The organism is Bartonella sp. AP20NXHL (assembly GCF_042196165.1).
Classification (GTDB): Bacteria; Pseudomonadota; Alphaproteobacteria; order Rhizobiales; family Rhizobiaceae; genus Bartonella.
This window is the reverse complement of record NZ_JBHIPV010000017.1, coordinates 1-19,503: the sequence shown is the minus strand read 5'-3', so window position 1 is coordinate 19,503 and position 19,503 is coordinate 1. Positions and strand designations below refer to the sequence as shown.

18 protein-coding genes are annotated in these 19,503 nt (G+C 42.9%); all 18 read left to right on the top strand.

The window, feature by feature from the left end; translation table 11 throughout:
- A partial coding sequence (locus tag ACFILL_RS07940; RefSeq protein ID WP_375643636.1) for a phage portal protein occupies positions 1 to 1,641 on the top strand: 1,641 nt, incomplete at its 5' end.
- 13 nt (positions 1,642 to 1,654) lie between these two features.
- Complete coding sequence (locus ACFILL_RS07935) at positions 1,655 to 2,542, top strand: hypothetical protein (RefSeq protein ID WP_375643637.1); 888 nt, start codon at positions 1,655 to 1,657, stop codon at positions 2,540 to 2,542.
- Positions 2,543 to 2,635: 93 nt separating this feature from the next.
- The gene (locus tag ACFILL_RS07930) at positions 2,636 to 3,760 is read left to right on the top strand and encodes a N4-gp56 family major capsid protein (protein ID WP_375643639.1); all 1,125 of its coding nucleotides are present in this window, start codon (positions 2,636 to 2,638) and stop codon (positions 3,758 to 3,760) included.
- Positions 3,761 to 3,783: 23 nt separating this feature from the next.
- Positions 3,784 to 4,164 (top strand): hypothetical protein, encoded by a 381-nt coding sequence (locus tag ACFILL_RS07925; protein ID WP_375631674.1) that lies wholly within the window; start codon positions 3,784 to 3,786, stop codon positions 4,162 to 4,164.
- An 11-nt stretch (positions 4,165 to 4,175) separates the two neighbouring features.
- Positions 4,176 to 4,883 (top strand): hypothetical protein, encoded by a 708-nt coding sequence (locus ACFILL_RS07920; protein ID WP_375643640.1) that lies wholly within the window; start codon positions 4,176 to 4,178, stop codon positions 4,881 to 4,883.
- Between the two features lies 1 nt (position 4,884).
- The gene (locus tag ACFILL_RS07915) at positions 4,885 to 6,342 is read left to right on the top strand and encodes a hypothetical protein (RefSeq protein WP_375643641.1); all 1,458 of its coding nucleotides are present in this window, start codon (positions 4,885 to 4,887) and stop codon (positions 6,340 to 6,342) included.
- A complete protein-coding gene (locus ACFILL_RS07910) occupies positions 6,342 to 6,767 on the top strand; it encodes a hypothetical protein (RefSeq protein ID WP_273791515.1) in 426 nt (141 codons plus the stop codon). The genes ACFILL_RS07915 and ACFILL_RS07910 overlap by 1 nt, the downstream gene beginning before the upstream one ends.
- A gap of 1 nt (position 6,768) precedes the next feature.
- Entirely contained in the window at positions 6,769 to 7,617 is an 849-nt protein-coding gene (locus tag ACFILL_RS07905; protein WP_375643643.1) for a hypothetical protein, read from the top strand.
- Between the two features lie 42 nt (positions 7,618 to 7,659).
- On the top strand, positions 7,660 to 8,961 hold the full coding sequence (locus ACFILL_RS07900; RefSeq protein WP_375643644.1) for a hypothetical protein: 1,302 nt from the start codon (positions 7,660 to 7,662) through the stop codon (positions 8,959 to 8,961).
- Positions 8,962 to 11,127, top strand: coding sequence for a hypothetical protein (locus ACFILL_RS07895; RefSeq protein ID WP_375643645.1), 2,166 nt, complete (start codon positions 8,962 to 8,964; stop codon positions 11,125 to 11,127). It abuts the gene before it with no gap.
- Positions 11,124 to 11,762, top strand: a complete 639-nt coding sequence (locus tag ACFILL_RS07890; RefSeq protein WP_375643647.1) for a transglycosylase SLT domain-containing protein — start codon at positions 11,124 to 11,126, stop codon at positions 11,760 to 11,762. Before ACFILL_RS07895 ends, ACFILL_RS07890 begins: the two co-directional genes overlap by 4 nt.
- Before the next feature lie 12 nt (positions 11,763 to 11,774).
- The gene (locus ACFILL_RS07885) at positions 11,775 to 12,776 is read left to right on the top strand and encodes a phage tail protein (protein ID WP_375643648.1); all 1,002 of its coding nucleotides are present in this window, start codon (positions 11,775 to 11,777) and stop codon (positions 12,774 to 12,776) included.
- A gap of 8 nt (positions 12,777 to 12,784) precedes the next feature.
- On the top strand, positions 12,785 to 13,798 hold the full coding sequence (locus tag ACFILL_RS07880; protein WP_375643649.1) for a phage tail protein: 1,014 nt from the start codon (positions 12,785 to 12,787) through the stop codon (positions 13,796 to 13,798).
- 7 nt (positions 13,799 to 13,805) lie between these two features.
- On the top strand, positions 13,806 to 14,939 hold the full coding sequence (locus ACFILL_RS07875; protein ID WP_375643651.1) for a phage tail protein: 1,134 nt from the start codon (positions 13,806 to 13,808) through the stop codon (positions 14,937 to 14,939).
- A 9-nt stretch (positions 14,940 to 14,948) separates the two neighbouring features.
- Positions 14,949 to 15,182: a hypothetical protein gene (locus tag ACFILL_RS07870; RefSeq protein WP_375643652.1), complete on the top strand. Its 234-nt coding sequence runs from the start codon at positions 14,949 to 14,951 to the stop codon at positions 15,180 to 15,182.
- A 17-nt stretch (positions 15,183 to 15,199) separates the two neighbouring features.
- A complete protein-coding gene (locus ACFILL_RS07865; RefSeq protein ID WP_375643653.1) occupies positions 15,200 to 18,901 on the top strand; it encodes a hypothetical protein in 3,702 nt (1,233 codons plus the stop codon).
- A 9-nt stretch (positions 18,902 to 18,910) separates the two neighbouring features.
- On the top strand, positions 18,911 to 19,240 hold the full coding sequence (locus ACFILL_RS07860) for a hypothetical protein (protein ID WP_375637917.1): 330 nt from the start codon (positions 18,911 to 18,913) through the stop codon (positions 19,238 to 19,240).
- A 63-nt stretch (positions 19,241 to 19,303) separates the two neighbouring features.
- Positions 19,304 to 19,503: lysozyme (locus ACFILL_RS07855; RefSeq protein ID WP_375643655.1), on the top strand; the 200-nt coding region annotated here is incomplete at its 3' end.

Below are 19,503 nucleotides of genomic sequence, written 5' to 3'. Positions count from 1 at the left end.
GACATGGCGCATGCAGAATACGCTGATAGTGATGCTTTCCAAGATGCGGTTATCTGCGGCATGGGGTGGACTGATACCCGCCTTGATTATGAAAATAGCTTTGATGGTGAACCGGTCATTACGCGTTTAGACCCGTTAAAGATGGTTTGGGATAGCGCGGCAGTGCAACCGAATTTAACCGATGCACAACGCATGTGGTATGTAGATCGCAAGCCCTTGGAAGTAGCTAAGCAGATGTTTCCCAAAGCTCATTGGACAGAGCTGAGTGCAGATTGGGCAAGGGATGGGGTTGCTTATGAGGGCATTCATCATAATGATCTTGAAGCTTATAATGATGAGAAGGGCATTGATGTTGAAAACGGTCGTCGGATGGTCACGCTTGTTGAATGCCGTTGGTTTGAAAGCGAGCGATATTACAAAGCGCCCGATTTAAGCACTGGAGAACTTCGTGATTATAGCGAGGAAGAATTTAAGCAGCTCCAGTGCATGATGCCTAATATTCAAGGGGCGGCTTTTAATAAAAAGGTTGTTAAGCGCGCTTTTTTAGGCAGGAAGGTTTTGCTATGCCCCGATCAACCCATGGTTCCAGCGGGTCAATTGGGTTGGGAGTGTATAACGGGGTATTTTGACAAGATAGAACGGCAATTTTATGGGGTTGTGCGTCCTACAAAAGACCCACAACGGTGGGCGAATAAGTACTTTAGTCAAGTTATGTATATCCTTAATAGCCAATCCAAAGGCGGGATAATGGCAGAGAGTGGTGCATTTAAGGATGAGAGAGAAGCAGCAAAAAGTTTAAGCCGATCAGACAGTATTACATGGGTTAAACCTAACGCATTGGCAGGTGGTAAAATACAACCAAAGCCTGTAGCACAGTTTCCACAAGGCTTTTTCCAGCTGTTTAATGAAGCTAAGGAAGCAATTAATCAGGTGACGGGTTTATCGCCCGAATTCATTGGCACAAGAGAAGTGTCACAAGCGGGTATTTTGGAGGCACAACGACGCCAATCCAGTTTAAATCTGCTTGCTTGTCTGTTTGATGGTTTACGTTTGTACCGCAAGCGGCAAGGTAAGATTATTTTGCATCTTATCCAGAATTACTTGTCCGATGGTCGTTTGGTACGGATATCTGGTGAGGAGAATGCGCAATATATTCCATTGACGCGTGAAGAAGTAACGAGTGTCGAGTATGATATTGTAGTTGATGATGCGCCAACCAGCCCGAATGAGAAAGAGCGCACCTTCGGTATCATCACACAGCTGCTCCCATTGCTTCAAAATGCGATTACGCCGGATATTATGCTTGATCTACTTCGTTATTCTCCATTGCCGGCGTCATTACTCAATCGTGTCAGTGAGAAGTTCCAACAGCAACAAATGGCACAACAACAGCAGATGGATCCCGAGCAGGAAATGAAGTTGCAGGAAAAGCAGCAAGATATTGCGGCTAAAAATCAGATGCAACAGATGGATTTACAAGGCAAGCAGATTGAATTGTTCATGCGTCAAAAGAGAGCAGAATTAGAAGCAGAAATGATGCAACAGCGCCATGACATTGAACGGCAGAAGCTTCTCAATGATCAGGCACACAATCAGATTATGCGAGAGCGAATAGCATTACACAGAGGTATGCATAGTTAAGAGAGGTGAAAGAATGAATGCAGAAATGAATGAAGCTATGAATGAAGATTACAGAGTTGGAGCACCGGTCTTTGATGATGAGAGCTCTTTTGATGCCGGCACTTATGATGGTGAAACGATTGATAATGATGATGTCACCTCTCCAGAGCCGGTTGCACAGCCTGTTGAAAAACCTTCAGAGATTGTTCCTAGCATAGAGCAGCAGCGTATGGAGCAACAAGCCAAACAAGCCCGTGAAGCGCTTGTAAAGTTTTATGAACCCCAATCCCAGACGCCAATGGTTGAAGGTGAAAATGCACCCCCAGACCCTACACAAGACATTATTGGCTATATGAGTTGGATGGGAAAAAAGCTACAAGAGCAGGATGCGTATATTAGGGAACAGAAAGAAGCGCTAAGACAAGCTGAGGAACGGCAGCAGCATGATATACGTCTTGGTGAATTTTTTAATAATTCTGTTAAGTCGTTTCAAAATAAATCCAGTGATTTTGACGCCGCGGCAAATTTTCTTTATGAGGCACGCGCAAAGGAATTGAGTTCTTGGTCATCACTTTATCCTGAGTATGGACAACAAAACACAATAGATGCGATTATAAGAGATCAATTGCATGCTCTTGTAGCGACTTGTGCACAAAGAGATCTCAATCCGGCAGAAGAGATTTATAGAATAGCGCAAAATCTTGGCTATCAGAACCAAGGGGTTCAAGCGAATAATCAAGTTGCAGAACTTCAAAGCCGTCAGAATTCTGCGAGAACCTTAACGGCATCTGGTGGAGGAGGGAGTGTTGGACCAATCACTTTAAAAAACATTTGTGATATGTCTGATAAAGAATTTGGAGAATGGTATAGCAATCCTAAAAATCAAATCATTTTTGATAAGTTAATGGGGCGCGATGGCTGAGTATAGTCTAGGCGCATAATATAATCCGCTTTGATGTGGGTTTTTCACCGGCTTAAAGCCGGTTTTTTTTTACAGCAAAGAAAGGTGAAATCAATGGCAATAACACGTATACCTATTAATGATGCACAAGCAGTGCAAGCTTGGTCAAAGAGATTAAATTATGAAGCGTCTAAAGCGCTTGATATTGAACCATTAATGGGAGAAGGCTCCAATAGTATCATTCAAGTCAAGAATGAACTTAGGAAAGAAGGCGGAGATTGTGTTACGTTTAGCTTACGAGCACAGATTATGGGGCGTGGTGTAAGCGAGGGTGAAACGCTTAAAGGCAATGAAGAGGCACTCCAATTCCTTCATGATAAACTTTATATCAATGAACTTAATAACGCTGTTTCAACAAAAAATAAAGGTACGATTGATCAACAACGTATTTTGTTTAGTTTACGCGACGAAGCACATAAGTCATTGGTTGATTGGTTTGCAGACCGTTTGAGTTTGATGTTTTTTCTTCAAGTTTGCGGATATACAGCGCCTACAATAAAGTTTGAAGGACGTGAAGTTGAACTTGATGAATTGTATTATGGTTTTAATGCACCATTGGCACCAAGCAGTAAGCGTATTGTGCGACCAGAAGCCAAAACGAAAGATGAAGACGTAAAAGAGCTGGCAAAACACGGTTTTAGTCTTAAGCTCATAGATGAAGCTGTTAAAGTTGCAAAGTTGGCTAACCCCAAAATCAGACCAGTACGGGTTGGTGGTTCCAATGTCTACGTGATGTATCTTCATCCCATACAAGTTATGCAATTGCGTACCAATACAGATACTGGTCAATGGCTTGATATACAAAAGGCAGTTTATTCAGGTTCGCGCGCGAAGAACCCGATTTTTGATGGTTCACTAGGCATGTATAATGGTGTGATTTTACGAGAATCCGAACATGTAACCCATGGTGTTAAATCCGATGGTAGTGTTGAAGAAAATGTCCGCCGTGCTGTATTACTGGGTGCACAGAGTGCGATGCTTGCCTTTGGAGCAGAAAATCAAGAGACGCGCTATAAATTGGTTGAAGAGCTTGATGATTATCAACGGGTATATGGTGTTGCAGCTAAGACAATCATAGGCATGAAGAAAACACGTTTCCAAATGCCTGGAAGAGGACAAAATGCGCAAGATTTCGGAACCGTTGTTGTTTCAACTTGCACAGGCGAAAAGCCTTCTTAATTTTCAAAGAAAGGAAATAAAACATGGCAGAAGGATTACCACAACCCCTACAAGGGAGAAACTTGGTTACGCAACAAGTGAGTTTTTTTCGCTTGAACATCTCGTATAAAGATAAGCATTTGACACGCAAAATCGGGACTTTACCGCGTGGTGCGATGATCCTTTCGATTAAAGCGTTTGTGAAGACAGCGTTTTCGGATGCGAAATTAAAGATAGGTAGCACCTATGGTGGTAATGAGTTTAGTGAAAAGGACATCAAAACCCAAAGCACTCAAGATTTTACATCAACCAACCAAAAAGAGTTTGTTCCAGAAGATCAAGAGCTTACGCTTTATGCAACACGGGATAAAACAACCGCGGCTGGAGAGTGTGTTGTGGTGGTGCAATTCGTGACCAATCGTTGAGAGGTATTTTGATGACACGTCATTATATTCGGGTTAAAACCGGAGGACCGATACCAGTAAAGCGAGATGTTTATCGTCATAAGAGAACACTTTCGCACTTAGTGTCGGTCATTCAAGATGAGATTGATGACATAGCCGATGAGTATGTTCAACAAATCCAAGAAAGCATTTTTGCAGCTATTCGTTTTTGTGAACGGGAGACCTTTTACTTTAACGAAAGCCGTGATGTGGTGTTTGAGACACGGGCGGGACAAGGTGTTTATGATGCAAGCACTACCCGCCCTATTGAAACAGCTGTTAAAATCAAAAACGTTTATTTAAGTTCTGATCAACATCATAAGTTTGCCTTGGAATGTAATGACCATGTTTCTTTAGAGCCTTTGTTATCATCAGAGCAGCAAGGAACGCCGGTTTGTTACAGTTATTTTGATAGGAAATTACATCTTTATCCCACGCCGGATAGAGCCTATCAGATTCAACTAATTCTCTCTCCATTGCGTTTATCAGAGATAGATAGTGTCGATGAGGAGCACCCATGGTTTGTGCACGCGTTTGATTTGATTAAGGCGCGTGCAAAATACGAACTTTACAAGAATATCTTGAAAGACCCCGATTGTGCAACGGCAGCTTACAATGACTTTAACGAACAGTTGCATGAATTGCGTGCAGAGACGTCTCAACGTCATAACGTGACCAGAATAATACCAACGGATTTCTAATATGGTTTATTTTCCAGTAGCCGATTACAGACCAGATGTTTCGGTCGTCAACGGTAGCTTTACGGATAGCCTTGTGAATGTTTTACCAGCAGATGGCGGTTACATACCCATGCCTAGTGCAATGGTTGTGTCTCATGCTTTGGAAGAAAAGCCTTTGGGGTGCATAGCGTTTAGAAGTGGCAATGGTGTTAAGATAATCGTAGGAGGCAAGCAAAAGCTTTACAGTTATGATAGTCAAACCAAGGGTTGGAAGGACATAAGCCAAAGTGGTGTGACTTATCAAGCAAATGAAGAGAATAAATGGTCGTTTGCTCTTTTTAAAAACATGGTTATTGCGGTGAATAAAAATGATAAACCGCAAGTTTTCAAGGTCCTTAGTTCTGAACGGTTTGAAGATTTAGAAGGAAATCCACCGAAAGCGGGATTGGTCAAAATTTGGGGACCTTTTGTTTGTTTGATGCAATTGACAGATAATCCCAATCGCATTCATTGGTCTGGAGAAGGCGATGAAACTCTATGGGAGACTCAATATAATGTTAGTGGTTATATGGATTTCCAAGATGGAGAATACGTTCAGGGGGCAACAGAAACAACCAATCCCCTTATTTTTCTTCGTTCTGCTATTTATGCTGGTTCTTTGACGTTAGGTTCCAAGAGCCCGTTTGCTTTTCAAAAGATCCAAGACAAGCGTGGAGCGCGCAGTGCAGCCTCTATAGCGTGTCGAGGGAGTGATGCTTTTTTTGCAGGTGATGGTGGTTTTTATCAGATGAGTTTGGATGGTCAACTTTTACCGATAGGTTTTGAAAAGGTTGATAGAACGGTTTTTAAAACATTTGATAAGTTTGCTCTTGATGAGATGCAAGGGGTTATAGACCCCATTGATAACCGGATTTACTGGTCCTTAAAGAGAGGCAATAACGAGCAAACGACCTTTGTCTATGATTGGGGATTGCAGAAATGGTCGACGCTACAAGGGAAGCCTTTCACGTTCTTTCCAGTGTTTACGACAGGTTATACTTTAGAACAGTTAGATGAGATTTCGATCAATCTTGAGGCATTGCCGGCTTCTTTAGACAGCCCTCGTTGGCAAAGTGGCGCGCCAATGCTTGGTGCTTTTGATGATAACAATCGGCTTGTTATGTTTACGGGAGCCCCGATGGAGGCAACGGTTGTTTCACAAGAGATGGGGGCACCGGATGGAAGTTTTAACTTTATTACGAAGATGTTTGCCGAAGTTGATACGACGGAAGGTCTTTTAAGCATTGGAGAGCGTCGGCTTCGCAATAATCAGACGCCGATCATATGGCACAAGGAGAGGGTGTGTTCGTATGTCACGGGTGCTTATCACGGTCGTTCGCGCAATCGTTATCACCGCTTTAAATTGCGTATTCCTGAAGGCATTCATTGGAACCAAATCACAGGATTTAATGTGGATTTACGTCCTTTAGGCAGAGGGTAATGGCAAAAGTCTTTTTGACCACGTCTTGGGATATGGAGCGTATAGCGCCTTATCTGGAAGACATCATTGCATCCTTTAGAGAGTATGTAGAGCGTTTCAAACATGAAATCACGTTGCAGGAACTGATTGAAGCGATTTGCAGTGGCAAGAAACAGTTATGGCTTGTTTTGGATGATGACGAACGCTTTTTAGCGGCATTCACGACCCAGATACAGCAGACAGTTTTAGGAAAGAAGCGCGCACTGATTTGTGAATGTAGTGGGAAGGGCGTTCTTGATCAAGTTGATAATTTGAAATTTGTAGAGGATTGGGCGCGTGAGAATGGTGCTTCTGAAATGGAGATCTTGGGTCGTTTAGGTTGGAAGCGTGCACTAACCAAGCAAGGCTATAGCATAGGTATGCTTTATTATAGGAAGGAATTGTGACATGGGGAGCAGTAGACCAGCAACGACAGAACAAAAGCAGGTGCAGACAAGCGCTCCTCCCGCTTGGATGCAGAATGTCTTTAAGCGTGGGGGTGCAGATGCGTATAACATGTATGACACAGGGATGGGTGGTAATGTTTATGGGGGACCTCGTGTTGCACCTTTAAGTGCTCCAACTTATCAAGCAATTGGAGGTCTTGGAGCTATTCCTCATCAGTATCAGAATTATATGAATCATTTGATGAATACTCCAACATCGTCTGCGAGAAACCTTAACTGGATTGCATCTGGTGGTTTGATGGGACCGAATTCTCAATTTGATGAGGAACTTAAAGAGGGCTTAAGTGAAATAAGAAATAGTATTAATCGACAGTTTTTAGGGAGTGGTCTTTATGGCTCTAGTGCGCATAACAATGAGTTACAGAGGGGGCTTAATGATGAATTAGCTCGTATCAAGTATCGCCAGCGTGATAGAGATTTACAGCATATGATGCAAGCCAATTCGATGATTGATCAACTGAATGAGAACCGCTTAGGCATGATAGGCAACTTATTCCCCTCTTATAATAACGCATATTCGAATATGTTGCAGGGGTCATCTGTTCTTAATGACTACAATCAACGCCTTGTTGATGCCAATAGAGAACGTTGGCTGGAACAAGACAATAGCGGCTGGAATAGGTTGAATATGCTTATGAACGCCGGTCATGGCTTTGCAAGGAATTACGGCACGACGACGAATAATGTGTCAGAATCTAAGATGCATGGTAACGACCCTTGGCAGAATGCTATGATGGTGCTTTTTGGATTAAAGAAGGCTGCGGAAAAGGCAGCAAATGCTGCCGTTTAGTTTGAATAATCTTAGAAAAAATAAATAGTTAAAGGGAAAGTAATGGTTTTTATAGATTTTGACCCGAGATATAAACATTTCGAACTCAAACGAAAAAAAACGACAACAGAGCGATTGCAGGAAGGAATAGATGAAAGTCAAAGACTGGATAAAGATAGAAAATTACCATTTATTCCTCAAGTACCAGTTCTCCCTAGTATGATTTCTATGAATAATCCATATGATGTGTATCACGGTTCTCTAGTTCCGATAGGCTCTATTTATCCTAATGAGGAAAATAAACCTTCGTTTCCAATTCCAAGAGAAAAAATTCCACCTAGTGTAGGAAATCATGCATCTGTTGTAACAGAACCAGTGACACCACAAGAACAGAATTCTAAACCAGAACCTAGTTTTTGGGATAAACTTTCTCGTTTTTCACAGTCTGATGTTAGTAAAAATATTGATGATTTTCTTATGGGGGCGATAACAGCAAGTCCAAATTCATCTGGATGGCAACTTTTTGCCAAGGGGCTGAAGAACTTGCATGAAGGAGATAAACAAAGAGGACAGGTTAACCAGACTGTCGAGTATCTGAAATCTAAAGGGTACAGTGAGGAAGAGGCGCGGTTCATAGCTGGAAATAGAGATGCGTTGAATGCTTTTCTATTACAAAAAGTGAACGGTGGAAATAGGAATTCCCAATTTACCAATGACGGTAGGATGCTTGTGGAAGATCCGAATGCACCAGGTGGATATAGATATATTATGGTTGAAGGTGGTAAATCGTATGAGGAAGCTGAACGTGCAAAAGCTCTATATGCAAATAATATAGTACGGAAAAGTATTTTATTGAAAGATCTCACATATCTTGATGAGTACCTTAAGGAAAAAGGTGGGTATGCAACAGGTCTGATTGCTTGGATTAAAAGCATTGTTCCTGGATTGAAAGAAAATGGTGCAGATAAAGTCGTGAAATCAATTAAGGAACGTATAGCAAGTGATCGTATAGACGAACTGAAGCAATTATCAAGGACAGGAGCGGTAGGACTTGGAAATGTCAGTGATAAAGATCTTGACATGCTAAAGCATTCTTTAGGTGAACTAAGCATTGATATGAATGTAGAATTATTTACGCGGAATCTGAATCAAATAAGAGATGTTATTTCAAGACTATCGCCTGAAGCAAAAGCCTATTTACTAGGTGAAGATGCTAGTCGCTCCTCTGCTAATCAGTCATCACAAGGAGGAAGTGCAAATTTGCCAACTATAAGTAGCAGAGAAGATATTAAAAAACTTGCTATTGGAGAAAGAGTATCCATACCAGACGGTAACTATATATATGACATTATTAGGGATAGATAAATGGTTCATCATAATAATACTCATCAAGATTTTCCAGATTTTGGTCCTGGAATAAGAATTATACGCCGTATCCCTAAAGAGGAATACGAAACATCGGTAGAGGAACCATTTCCAGATTTTGGTCCTGGAATAAGGGTTATACGTCGTATCCCTAAAGATGAATACGAAACATCATTCCAACATCCCGAAATCACGCAAAGTGAAGCTTTTTGGAACTCTTTAAAGCATGGATTGAGTTTTAATTTAGATGATGAGATTGCGGGGATTACAGCGGCAGGACGTGATTCTGATGATCAGTGGGCAATAAGTGCTTTTTTGAATGGGCTTTACAACTATTGGACTGGAGATAAGAAAACCATAGAAAAATATGAGAAAGAAGCCAATAGAATACGTGATTATTATCGTAGGATGAGTGATCAACATTATTGGACTTCTTTTGCTGGAAATGCTTTAGGGGCGGCAATTCCTTCCCTTGCGACTTTAGGAGGAGGATTGTTAGCCTCAGGAGCACGCCTTGTAGCGCCTACACTTGCAAGGAATCTTGGAGGATCAACGTTAGGTCAAGCCTTTTTGAAAGCAGGTCAGTTACCCCCAAGTCGATTTGCAAGTCCATTTTTAGGCATCACGAACAAAACAACATTACCTCATTTGCTTAAAGTAGGTGCAGCATCTGGTGCATTACATGGCGCAGGAGAAGGCGAAGGACTTTTAAATACACTTCAAACCACGGCATCTGGTGGAACTTTAGGAATGGGCGGGGCATTGGCTGGAAATCTTGTAGGCAGTATGCTTGGTTCTACTTTTGGTGGAATACGAAGACTTTTTTCTCCTTCTCATACGAAAGAAGGTGTTTCAAAAGATACGTTAAGAGCAATCAGTAAACATTTAGGCAATGAAGCTTCTGAAGAGCTAGGAGAATCTTTTAAAAAAGCAGTTCCTACCGATTACGTAGCTGATCATAGTCCTTTTTTACAGGATCTTGTTTTTGATATCGCGAAAAGAAACCAAGGGGCTTATCTTGATTTAACCAAGAGAGCTGAACAGAGAGCGCTGGGAGGAGGGGAGCGTATTCATCAGGCGGCTGATAAATACTTTGTTCCTCGTCAAAATGTTACAGGTTTAAAAGATGATCTTATCGCGATTAGGAAAGCAGAACCACATACTCTTTACGAAATAGCTCAAAAAACACCAATAGGAGAACAGCATTATGGTGCTCTTAATGAATTAATGAAGCGTCCATACTTCAAACAGGCTTATAAAGGAGGGCTACAGGAATTCACGAGTGGTGGCAAAGAAGTCAGTTCGTTTTCTTCTGAAAAATTTAATCTCCTTAAAGAAAAACCCAACATGGGAGTTCTCCATGAAACGAAGGTTAAACTTGGTCTTATGAGAGATGAAGCCGAGAAGATAGGAGATAATAGTAAAGTTCATACCTTAGTTGGCATTCAGAAAAAGTTATTAGAGCTTATGGATGATATATCGCCTAAATATAAGAAGGCACGATCATTGTATCACCAATATAGTTCACGTTTAGATGCCATGGATGAAGGTTCCAAAATCCTTAGCAAGTCGGTTAATAAGGATGAGTTCAGTAAAATCTTTGATGAATTACCAAAGGCACAACAAGAATACTTTAAAAAGGGTTCAAGGGCAGAACTTTTACAAGGTATGGGTCAAACAAAAGATGAAGTATCCAAGGCAAAGGAGATTTTTGGTACGAATGATCTGTATAAACGATTTGCAAAGATTTATGGAGCCGATAAAGCTTCTGCGGTCAAGAAGGTTGTCGAAAAAGAAGCTAATTATGCAGATTTTTATAACAGAATACCAGGTCGTGTAGCGGATGAAAAGATATCTTTTATGCATAACGTCAATATGCCAACGGGTAAACATGATGCAGCTGTACAATTAGCAAAAGCTGCTGGGAAGTCTGCTTGGATTCCTTTCAAAGAGGCGGCGTTTAGAGAGCGTCAACGGATTGAAAAGGATGTTGTCAAATTGTTAACAGGGGGGACACAGATTAAGAATGATCAAATTGTAGCTCTCATTCAACGCATGGTGAAAGCGCATCATAATGGATATGTCACGAAAGAGTGGGTGAAAAAGCGTTTTTCTGATTTGTTTAGATTAAGTGGAAACGAGGTTGTGAGGATGTTTAATCGATGACCCGTTATAGTCCTTCAGTAGATCAAGCGATCCGTCAAGCAGCAGCGCGTTATGGTTTGCCAGAGAGTTATTTATACCGTGTTGCGCAAGTGGAAAGTGGAGGCAATCCCAATGCAAGGAATCCCCGCTCTTCTGCTGGTGGGTTGTATCAATTTATAGACAGCACCGCCAAACAATATGGTTTGCAGGATCGTTTTGACCCCATGCAAGCGGCAGATGCCATGGGGCGGTTGACGCTTGATAATCGCAATCATTTAAGCCGCCTTTTGGGAAGAGCGCCTAGTGAAGCGGAATTGTATTTAGCCCATCAACAAGGTGCAGGAGGAGCCGCGCGTCTTTTGCAAAATCCCCATGCCAATGCGGCGCAAATTGTTGGGAGCAATGCGGTTGGCTTGAATGGTGGAAACAACGCTATGCGTGCAAGTGATTTTGTCAACCGTGTATTACAGATGTATGGTGGGCAGCCTCATAGAGCAAGTCCTACAGCGCATGGTGGCATTAGAAATAGAGACAACTTGTTAGAGGTTTTAAGGGCATTATTAGCATCACAAGAAGAGGCTTCGGAAGAAGAAGAGAGTGATGAAGATGATAATCCTTTGATGACGCAATTCATGCGGGCGTTTTACCGGAATTAGGATTTATGAGAGATGTCAACGATCTATGATTGGTCGCTTAGAGCGGCGGATAATACGCGCGTAGATGATTTGATTGATTGGTCCGAAGGACAGTATCCTAGCAGTGTGAATACGAGCGCCCGTGTGATGATGCAGCGCGTAAAGGAATACTTGTCAGACACGGGTGGAGAGCTTGAAGGCATTGTGACAAATGATCATGTCCAACAAACGAGTGTGATAAGACTTGCAAGCACTTCACAGTTTTTAGAGTATAAGAATGGTATCGTTTTGCGCTTTATGGCGACGGGCAGGAATGTTGGAGCGACCACGATTGTCTTAAATGCTTTAGATGGCAAGCCGGTTTATAAAGCAACGGAAACGGGTTTATCGCTTTTATCAGGGGGCGAAATCCAACAAGGGTGCATTTATACATTGTTTTATAATGGAGATCATTGGCATCTTGTTAATCCTACCTCTATCCCTTTAGAAGAAGAAAGCAGTCTTTATCCCACGGGTTTTATAGGAACGTTTGGAATGCGTGGGATTCCAAAGGATTGGTTAATTTGCGATGGGAAGGCTTATTTACGTCGTGATTATCGTGATTTATTTGAGACGATAGGAACGGTTTGGGGAGAGGGGGATGGCGTTACGACGTTTAATGTTCCCGATTTTCGAGGAATGTTTTTACGGGGGCTTGATGGAGGGCGCAATATTGATGAAGGGCGTTCTTTTGCAAGTGTGCAAACAGATTTAATCGAGTCGCATCAACATCAAGGACAGAGCCTTTCGATGTCTCATTTTACCAGCAACGAAAACTTTTGGGATGGGAATACGACAGATGTATTGGGCTATCGTCTAGGCTTGTTTGGGGGAAGCTCTCTAGCGAATTTTATGGGTATAGAGCGTGAGAATTTAAGGAGTCACGTTGCAAGTCCTTATACTCTTGATGAGAACCAAGAGGTTGTTTTGGAGAGCACTGGTGAAGGCGAGACGCGTCCAGTTAATGTGAGTGTTCTGTTTGCGATTAAGACATGAGGTGTAAGATGTCGACGATCTATGATTGGTCTTTAAATGCCTCCTTGAATGCCTATTGTGATGATTTAATAGATTGGTCAAAAGGACAACGTCCTAGTAGTCTGAATAATAGTGCTCGTGTGATGATGCAGCGTGTGCGTGAATATTTATCCGATACGAGTGGTGTGATTGAAAGCACTTTTACGGTTGATGCTGAACAGCAGACGACGTTGATAAGACTTCAAAGCCAATCGCAATTTTTAGAGTATAAGAATGGGATATCAATTTGTTTTAAAGCGAAGGGTAAGAATGTTGGGGAAACCGCAATTGCCTTGAATGATTTAGCCGCTAAACCTGTTTATAAGGCGACGGAATTAGGCATTCGTGCATTATCTGGAGGTGAACTTCAAAGGGGGTGCATTTATAGCTTGATTTATAGGGATCATGCTTGGCAAGTTTTAAATCCTACGCCTCTCTCTTTATCACAAGAACCGGTTATTCCCATTTATCCTACAGGGACGATAGGAATTTTTGGAATGCAAGTTTTGCCAGAGGGCTGGTTACCTTGTGATGGGAAGGCTTATTTGCGCAGTGATTATCCTGCTCTTTATGAAGCGATAGGGATCAGGTGGGGAGGCGCTGATACTTGGAACAAGTTTAACGTTCCCGATTTGCGTGGTGTTTTTTTACGAGGTGTTGATGATGACCGCGAGATAGACCGCTTTCGTTATCTTGGCACTTTACAAAATGACGCTATGAGAAAGCATGATCATAGTGGTCAATCCTTTACGATTTTGAATGATGAAAATCAGGAAGAGAGTTGGCATGGTGATATGACGATCATCTGGGGATATGTGTTGAATGACCAGCAAAGATTGAAACTTGCCGAACGTTTTGGCGTGAGAGCAGAGGATATACGTGTGCACCATAAGCTTGCTTTTCCCCATTCCCACCTTCATATGCGTGATGTTGCATTGGCAAGTTCAGGTATAAGTGAGACGCGTCCGATTAATATAAGTGTTGTATTTGGAATCAAGACGTGAGGTTCAGATGTCCACGATTTATGATTGGTCTTTAACGGCATCTGAGAATGGTGGTGCTGATGCTTTAATTAATTGGTCAGAGGGACAGCACCCTAACACGGTTAATAATAGCGCTCGTTTTATGATGCAACGGGTGCGTGAATATTTATCGGATACGGGCGGCGTACTTGAAGGGATTGTGACGGTTGATAATAACCAAAAGACGAGCGTGATAAGGCTTCTAAGCCAATCGGCATTTTTAGAGTATAAGAATGGCATATCGGTTTGTTTTAAAGCGAAGGGCAAGAATGTTGGGGCGACAACAATTGCTTTAAATAATTTAGCCGGTAAGCCCGTTTATAAGGCGACAGAAACCGGTTTATTAGCCTTATCGGGAGGAGAGATACAAGATGGCTGTCTTTATACGCTTGTGTATGATGAAGATATAACCGGTTGGCAAGTTCTCAACCCGACAAGGGGCAAAGTTTCTTCCTTAAAACGCTTACCCACTGGTCTGATAGGACCGTTTGCAATGGAGCGCTTGCCGGATGGTTGGTTGCCATGTGATGGGAAGGCTTATCCGCGGCTTGTCTATTGGGATTTATTTTGTGTCATAGGAACGACGTGGGGAGAGGGAGATGGCGCCACGACGTTTAATGTTCCCGATTTTCGGGGGCTATTTTTACGGGGACTTGATAATGAACGCAATTTAGACCCTTGGCGTTCTTTTGCAAGTATACAACCCTGTTCTTTAAAAGCGCACGAACATTTTATAGGTCCAGCGTCATCAGAAGGTCTTTCTTCTCGAAAAAAACGAGATGTTTCTTCTTCTGAAGTTCACTTGCAAAGGCGCAAGAGAGCTATAGACGAAGAGTGTGTAGGTTTGAGTGGGGATGCCTTGGAAAGGTGTAATCAAGAATTTGACCAAATAGCAGGAAGTCCACAGGTAGAGCTTCCATTTTGGTTTACAGAAAAAGATAAGCCGCCGCGTTTACCTTGGTTTATCAGGAGCCCCTTTGAAAGCTTTTTAAGTTTTTCGATGCCGATTAAAGAGGGCATCTATGACAGAGAGCATCATGAACATCACCTTATGGCAGAGAGGGTTGGTGGGGTTGAAACGCGCCCCGTTAATGTGAGTGTAGTTTATGGGATCAAGACATGAGGAGTTGAAATGTCATTAAAACCGTTTGCGATATCAGAGATTAGCGACCCGTCTCAAGTACGGGTCGTTTTGTATTCGGGGGAAGTATTTGTACATGCGCCGCTTAATGGCGTTTTTGATTTACTGAAAGCAGCTTTGAAAACAGAGCTTAATGGTTCACTGAAAGATTTAGAGAAGCGCTTAGAAACCTTAAGAGAAGAGCTTGAAGATTTGAAAGAGTGTTCATTGGATGAAGCCCTCTGAATGAAGGAATAAAGCAGATGAAGATACCCGATCATGAACATGAATATTTGATACCTGTCGCGACGAGAGAAGAAATGATAGCAGGAACTTCTCAAGACAGTGTTGTTGTTCCGAAGCTTTTAGGGACGGCATCTTTGTATTCGTATGAAACCTTTGCCCCGTTAGAGCAGGTTGTTAATGCAAGGCAAGAAGCAGAAAAAGCCATGGCGCGTGCGAATGGGGCGCAACAAACAGCAGATCAAGCGAAAACTATAGCAGACACAGCAGCGAGTTCAGTTACTGTAGCTTCTGAAGCCAAGACGACAGCAGAGACAGCTTTAGAGCAGGCAAATACGGCATTAACAGTATCCAATGCCGCCAAGACAACAGCAGAGGTATCGAAAACCTCTTCAGAAGATGCCAAGATGAAGTCAGAAGCGGCTGAGAGGTTAGCGCAAGAAGCCAAGCGTATTGCGGATGATACTAAAGGTGCAGCTGATAGAGTGGCGACAACGGTCACGGAAAGCTCTCAAAGAGTGACACAAGTTCAAAGCACAGTAGAGACAGCTTTGACAGAGGCAAGAGAAGCCAAGGCAACGGCAGGAGATGCAAAAACACTTTCCGAACAAACCAAGAGCGCTTTTGATGATGCCAAGCAGGTGATGGGCGAGGTGAAGAATGTTGCAGAAACAGCAGCAACGAACAGTGGGCAAGCTCTCACGACAGCTTCTGAAGCCAAGATGACAGCTGATAGAGCCTCTTCGGTAGCCGGTGATGCAAAAGAAACGGCGTCTAAAGCCCTGTCGGTAGCTCATGGTCTTAAGCAATCGGTTGATCATGTCAAGAATACAGCTGAGGGAGCCAAAAGGACAGCAGAAGGAGTAGAGCAGAGGGCTTTAACAATAGAAGACGTTGCTACACAAGCCAAGACTAAAGCTGGTGAAGCCAAACAATTGGTTGAAGAAGTTAAGACGACAGCGCATTTAGCAGAAACGTTAGCGAATAATGCAAAGCAGTTAGCGGATAGTGCAAAAGACACAGCGGTGGAAGCGAAGAATAAAGCAGAGGATGCTCATGTCCTATCGCAAGAAGCTAAGAGCACAGCAGAGACGGCAGAAGAGAAAGCCGCAAGAGCCGAAAAGAAGGCAGATGATGCGACAGTTACAGCTTCTGAAGCCAAGACTATGGTGCAAGAAGCAAAACAGGCGTTAGAGACATCAACAGCGCAACAAGATGCTTCAGAAGCACTGTCTCAAGCCGCTGAAGCGAAGAAAGTAGCAGATCAGGCAGCAACGTTAGCCAATGAAAGTAAAACGACAGCTGTTGAGGCAAAAGGTTTAGTGGAGGAAGTAAAACAATCGGTAGCGACAGCGACAGCAACAGCAGAAAGCGTAGCTAAGGAAGCTAAAGTAGCATCAGAAAGCGCTGTTACAGTGGCGAATACAGCGAGGACCACAGCAGAAGAAGCCAAGAGTGCAGCGGATAGTGCAACAGCAACGGCTCATCAAGCCCAACAGAGTGCAGAGGAGGCTACAAAAGTAGCTTTGGAAGCGAAAGCGGTAGCAGAGTCTGCGGCGCGTTCAGGAGAGACGGCAGGGCAGGTGAGTGGGGAAGCGGTGAAGGGCATAGCACAAGAGGCGAAGCGTAAAGCGGAAGAAGCCGAGAAAATAGCACAAGAAGCCAAACAGACAGCAGGTTATGCCAAGCATGATGCGGAGCAAGCGCGTAGTGAGGTGGAAAATGCAAAAAGCACAGCGAATGCAGCGTGGAATAAAGCCCACACAGCGAATGAAACAGCAGATAGTGCTAAGCTTACAGCAAGTTTAGCAGAAACGGCAGGCGAAGAAGCCAAGAAAATAGCGGAGAAAGCCAATAACTACGCGTATGAAGCAAAAGATGAAGCCGAAAAAGCCAAGGAAATAGCCAATAGTGCAAAATATGCAGCAGGAGAGGCGCAAAAGGCAGCTGAAACAGCGGGTAAAAAAGCCGCGTCTTTAGAAGCAGCCGCAGAAGAAGCCGAAAAAATAGCTAAAGAAGCTAAACAGACAGCTGGTTATGCCAAGCATGATGCGGAGCAAGCGCGTAGTGAGGTGGAAAAGGTAAAAAGCACAGCGAATGAAGCGTGGAGTAAAGCTTACGACGCGAATGAAGCAGCCAATAACGCTAAGACTATAGCAAGATTAGCAGAAATGGCAGGCGAAGAAGCCAAGAAAATAGCGGAGAAAGCCGATGACCGAGCGTATGAAGCCAAGAATGAAGTAGAAAAAGCCAAGGAAATAGCTAGTAATGCAAAATATATAGCAGGAGAGGCGCAGAGGGCAGCCGAAACAGCGGGTAAGAAAGCCGCGTCTTTAGAGGAAGAAGCGGAAGAGGCACAAAAAATAGCCAAGGAAGCCAAGGAGTCTGCTGGTTATGCAAGACATGACGCGGAGCAAGCGCGTAGTCAGGCAGAAAAGGCAGAAAAAACAGCAAATGAAGCGTGGAGTAAAGCTTACGACGCGAATGAAACAGCAGATAATGCTAAGACTATAGCAAGTTTAGCACGGATGTACTCAGATGAAGCCAAGAAAAAAGCCGAGTCGGCAGATTCACAAGCCTATCAAGCCAAGAGCGAAGCCGAAAAAGCCAAGGAAGTAGCTGATAGAGCGAAAAGGACAGCAGAAGAAGCTAAAACAACAGCCGATACGACGAAACAAGAGCTTGGAGGTATCAAGAGTTCCCTAGCAACGGCAACAACAGCCCATACAGTAGCTTCACAGACAAAAGTGCTAGCGGAAGAGGTAAACAATTTACTGAAACAGTCCAATTTAACGGTTCTTTCAATTTCCACACCGTTTCTTGTTGCGAAAGGCAAAGCGGAATTAACCTTGAAAAAAGGAACACGCATAACCTTGGCATTAGGCAATGATATTTTAGTTGCAAGTTATACGGCAGATACAAGAATAAGCGTTCCTCCTCTTTCGGTGGGCAAAGATTATTATGTTTATTTGGTTTCTGATGGAGGACAGTCTCATAAACTTGTTTTATCAGAAAACTCTACGTATCCAAGGGATTACACAGTGAGTAATTCACGAAAGATAGGAGGGTTTCATACGCTCTGTGCGGATGTTGGTACGATTTCCGGTCACCCATTGTCTGGTTATAGAGCAGGGGATATTTTACCCAATTCAGTTTGGTGTCTCAATCACCGCCCGCATAGTTCACCAGAAGGAATGGTTTATGACCCCTCTACAGATCTTTGGGTTGATATTTATCTTCAGTCAGGGACGGGTCACAATACCCGCTCGGCGTATAATGTTCCTATTACGACGAACCGTCTACAAACAGATCACATATCCGATATGCTGCGTGTTAGGAAGGCTTTGCTCAATAATACAGAATTTGCCTCCGCGATGTATGGAAGCAATGAAGGTGGTGGGATTCAAGGCAAAAAAGCACCTTCACCAAAACATTCTGGAGGTTATAAGAATACGGCAAATATACGGATGGTTTCGCATATCGGTTGTGAAGATGGTTGCGGTTATGTTTGGCAATTTGTGAAAGATGTTTGTTTCATGCAAACGGTAACTGGAACCTCACCAAATGTACAGTTTAAAAAAGATATGTATGCATTGTTGGCTGGTGGAGACTGGTCAGATACTACGAATATCAATCCACATCTGCGTGCAATCATTATACGGAATGCCATTTATGAATCGGCTGGCGCCCGTGGCTGTAGTTATCCACGGCATTTTATTTAGGAGGGGTAGATGATAGATTATCCAGAGCATTTAAATAGCAAAGAAGATTATATGAATATGCTTTCCTTTGATAAGGCTGAAACCGTAAGGAGGTTAGAGGTTCTTTTAGAGACGCGTTTTTATTGGATTTTAGTCAAGGAGCTAAGTGAAGGAGAAGAGGGGATTGAAGATGACACGCATAAGGTTTGTCTAACAACAACCATACCGTTTGATTCAAATGGTGATTTTGTAGAAAAGCGTTGTCAGTATGAATTACAGGAAAGCGAATATGCGCCGCTCTTTCAACTTGGCTTTCGTGTTGAAGAAGTTGAGCAGCTGATCAAAGAGCATAGCCAATAGAGATCATAAGAAAACATTTTTATGCCGCCTCACTTTTGTGGGGCTTTTTTTATGGAGCGTCAGATGAGAAAGATATCGAAAGAAGGATTAGAGCTTATCAAACAATGGGAAGGTTTACGTTTAGAGGCATATCGAGATACAGCATGTGTCTGGACGATTGGTTATGGCCACACCAGCAATGCGGGGCACCCCCTTGTCAAAAAAGGCATGTGTATTAGCCAAGAGCAAGCAGAAGAAATCCTTTGTGAAGACTTAAAGCAATT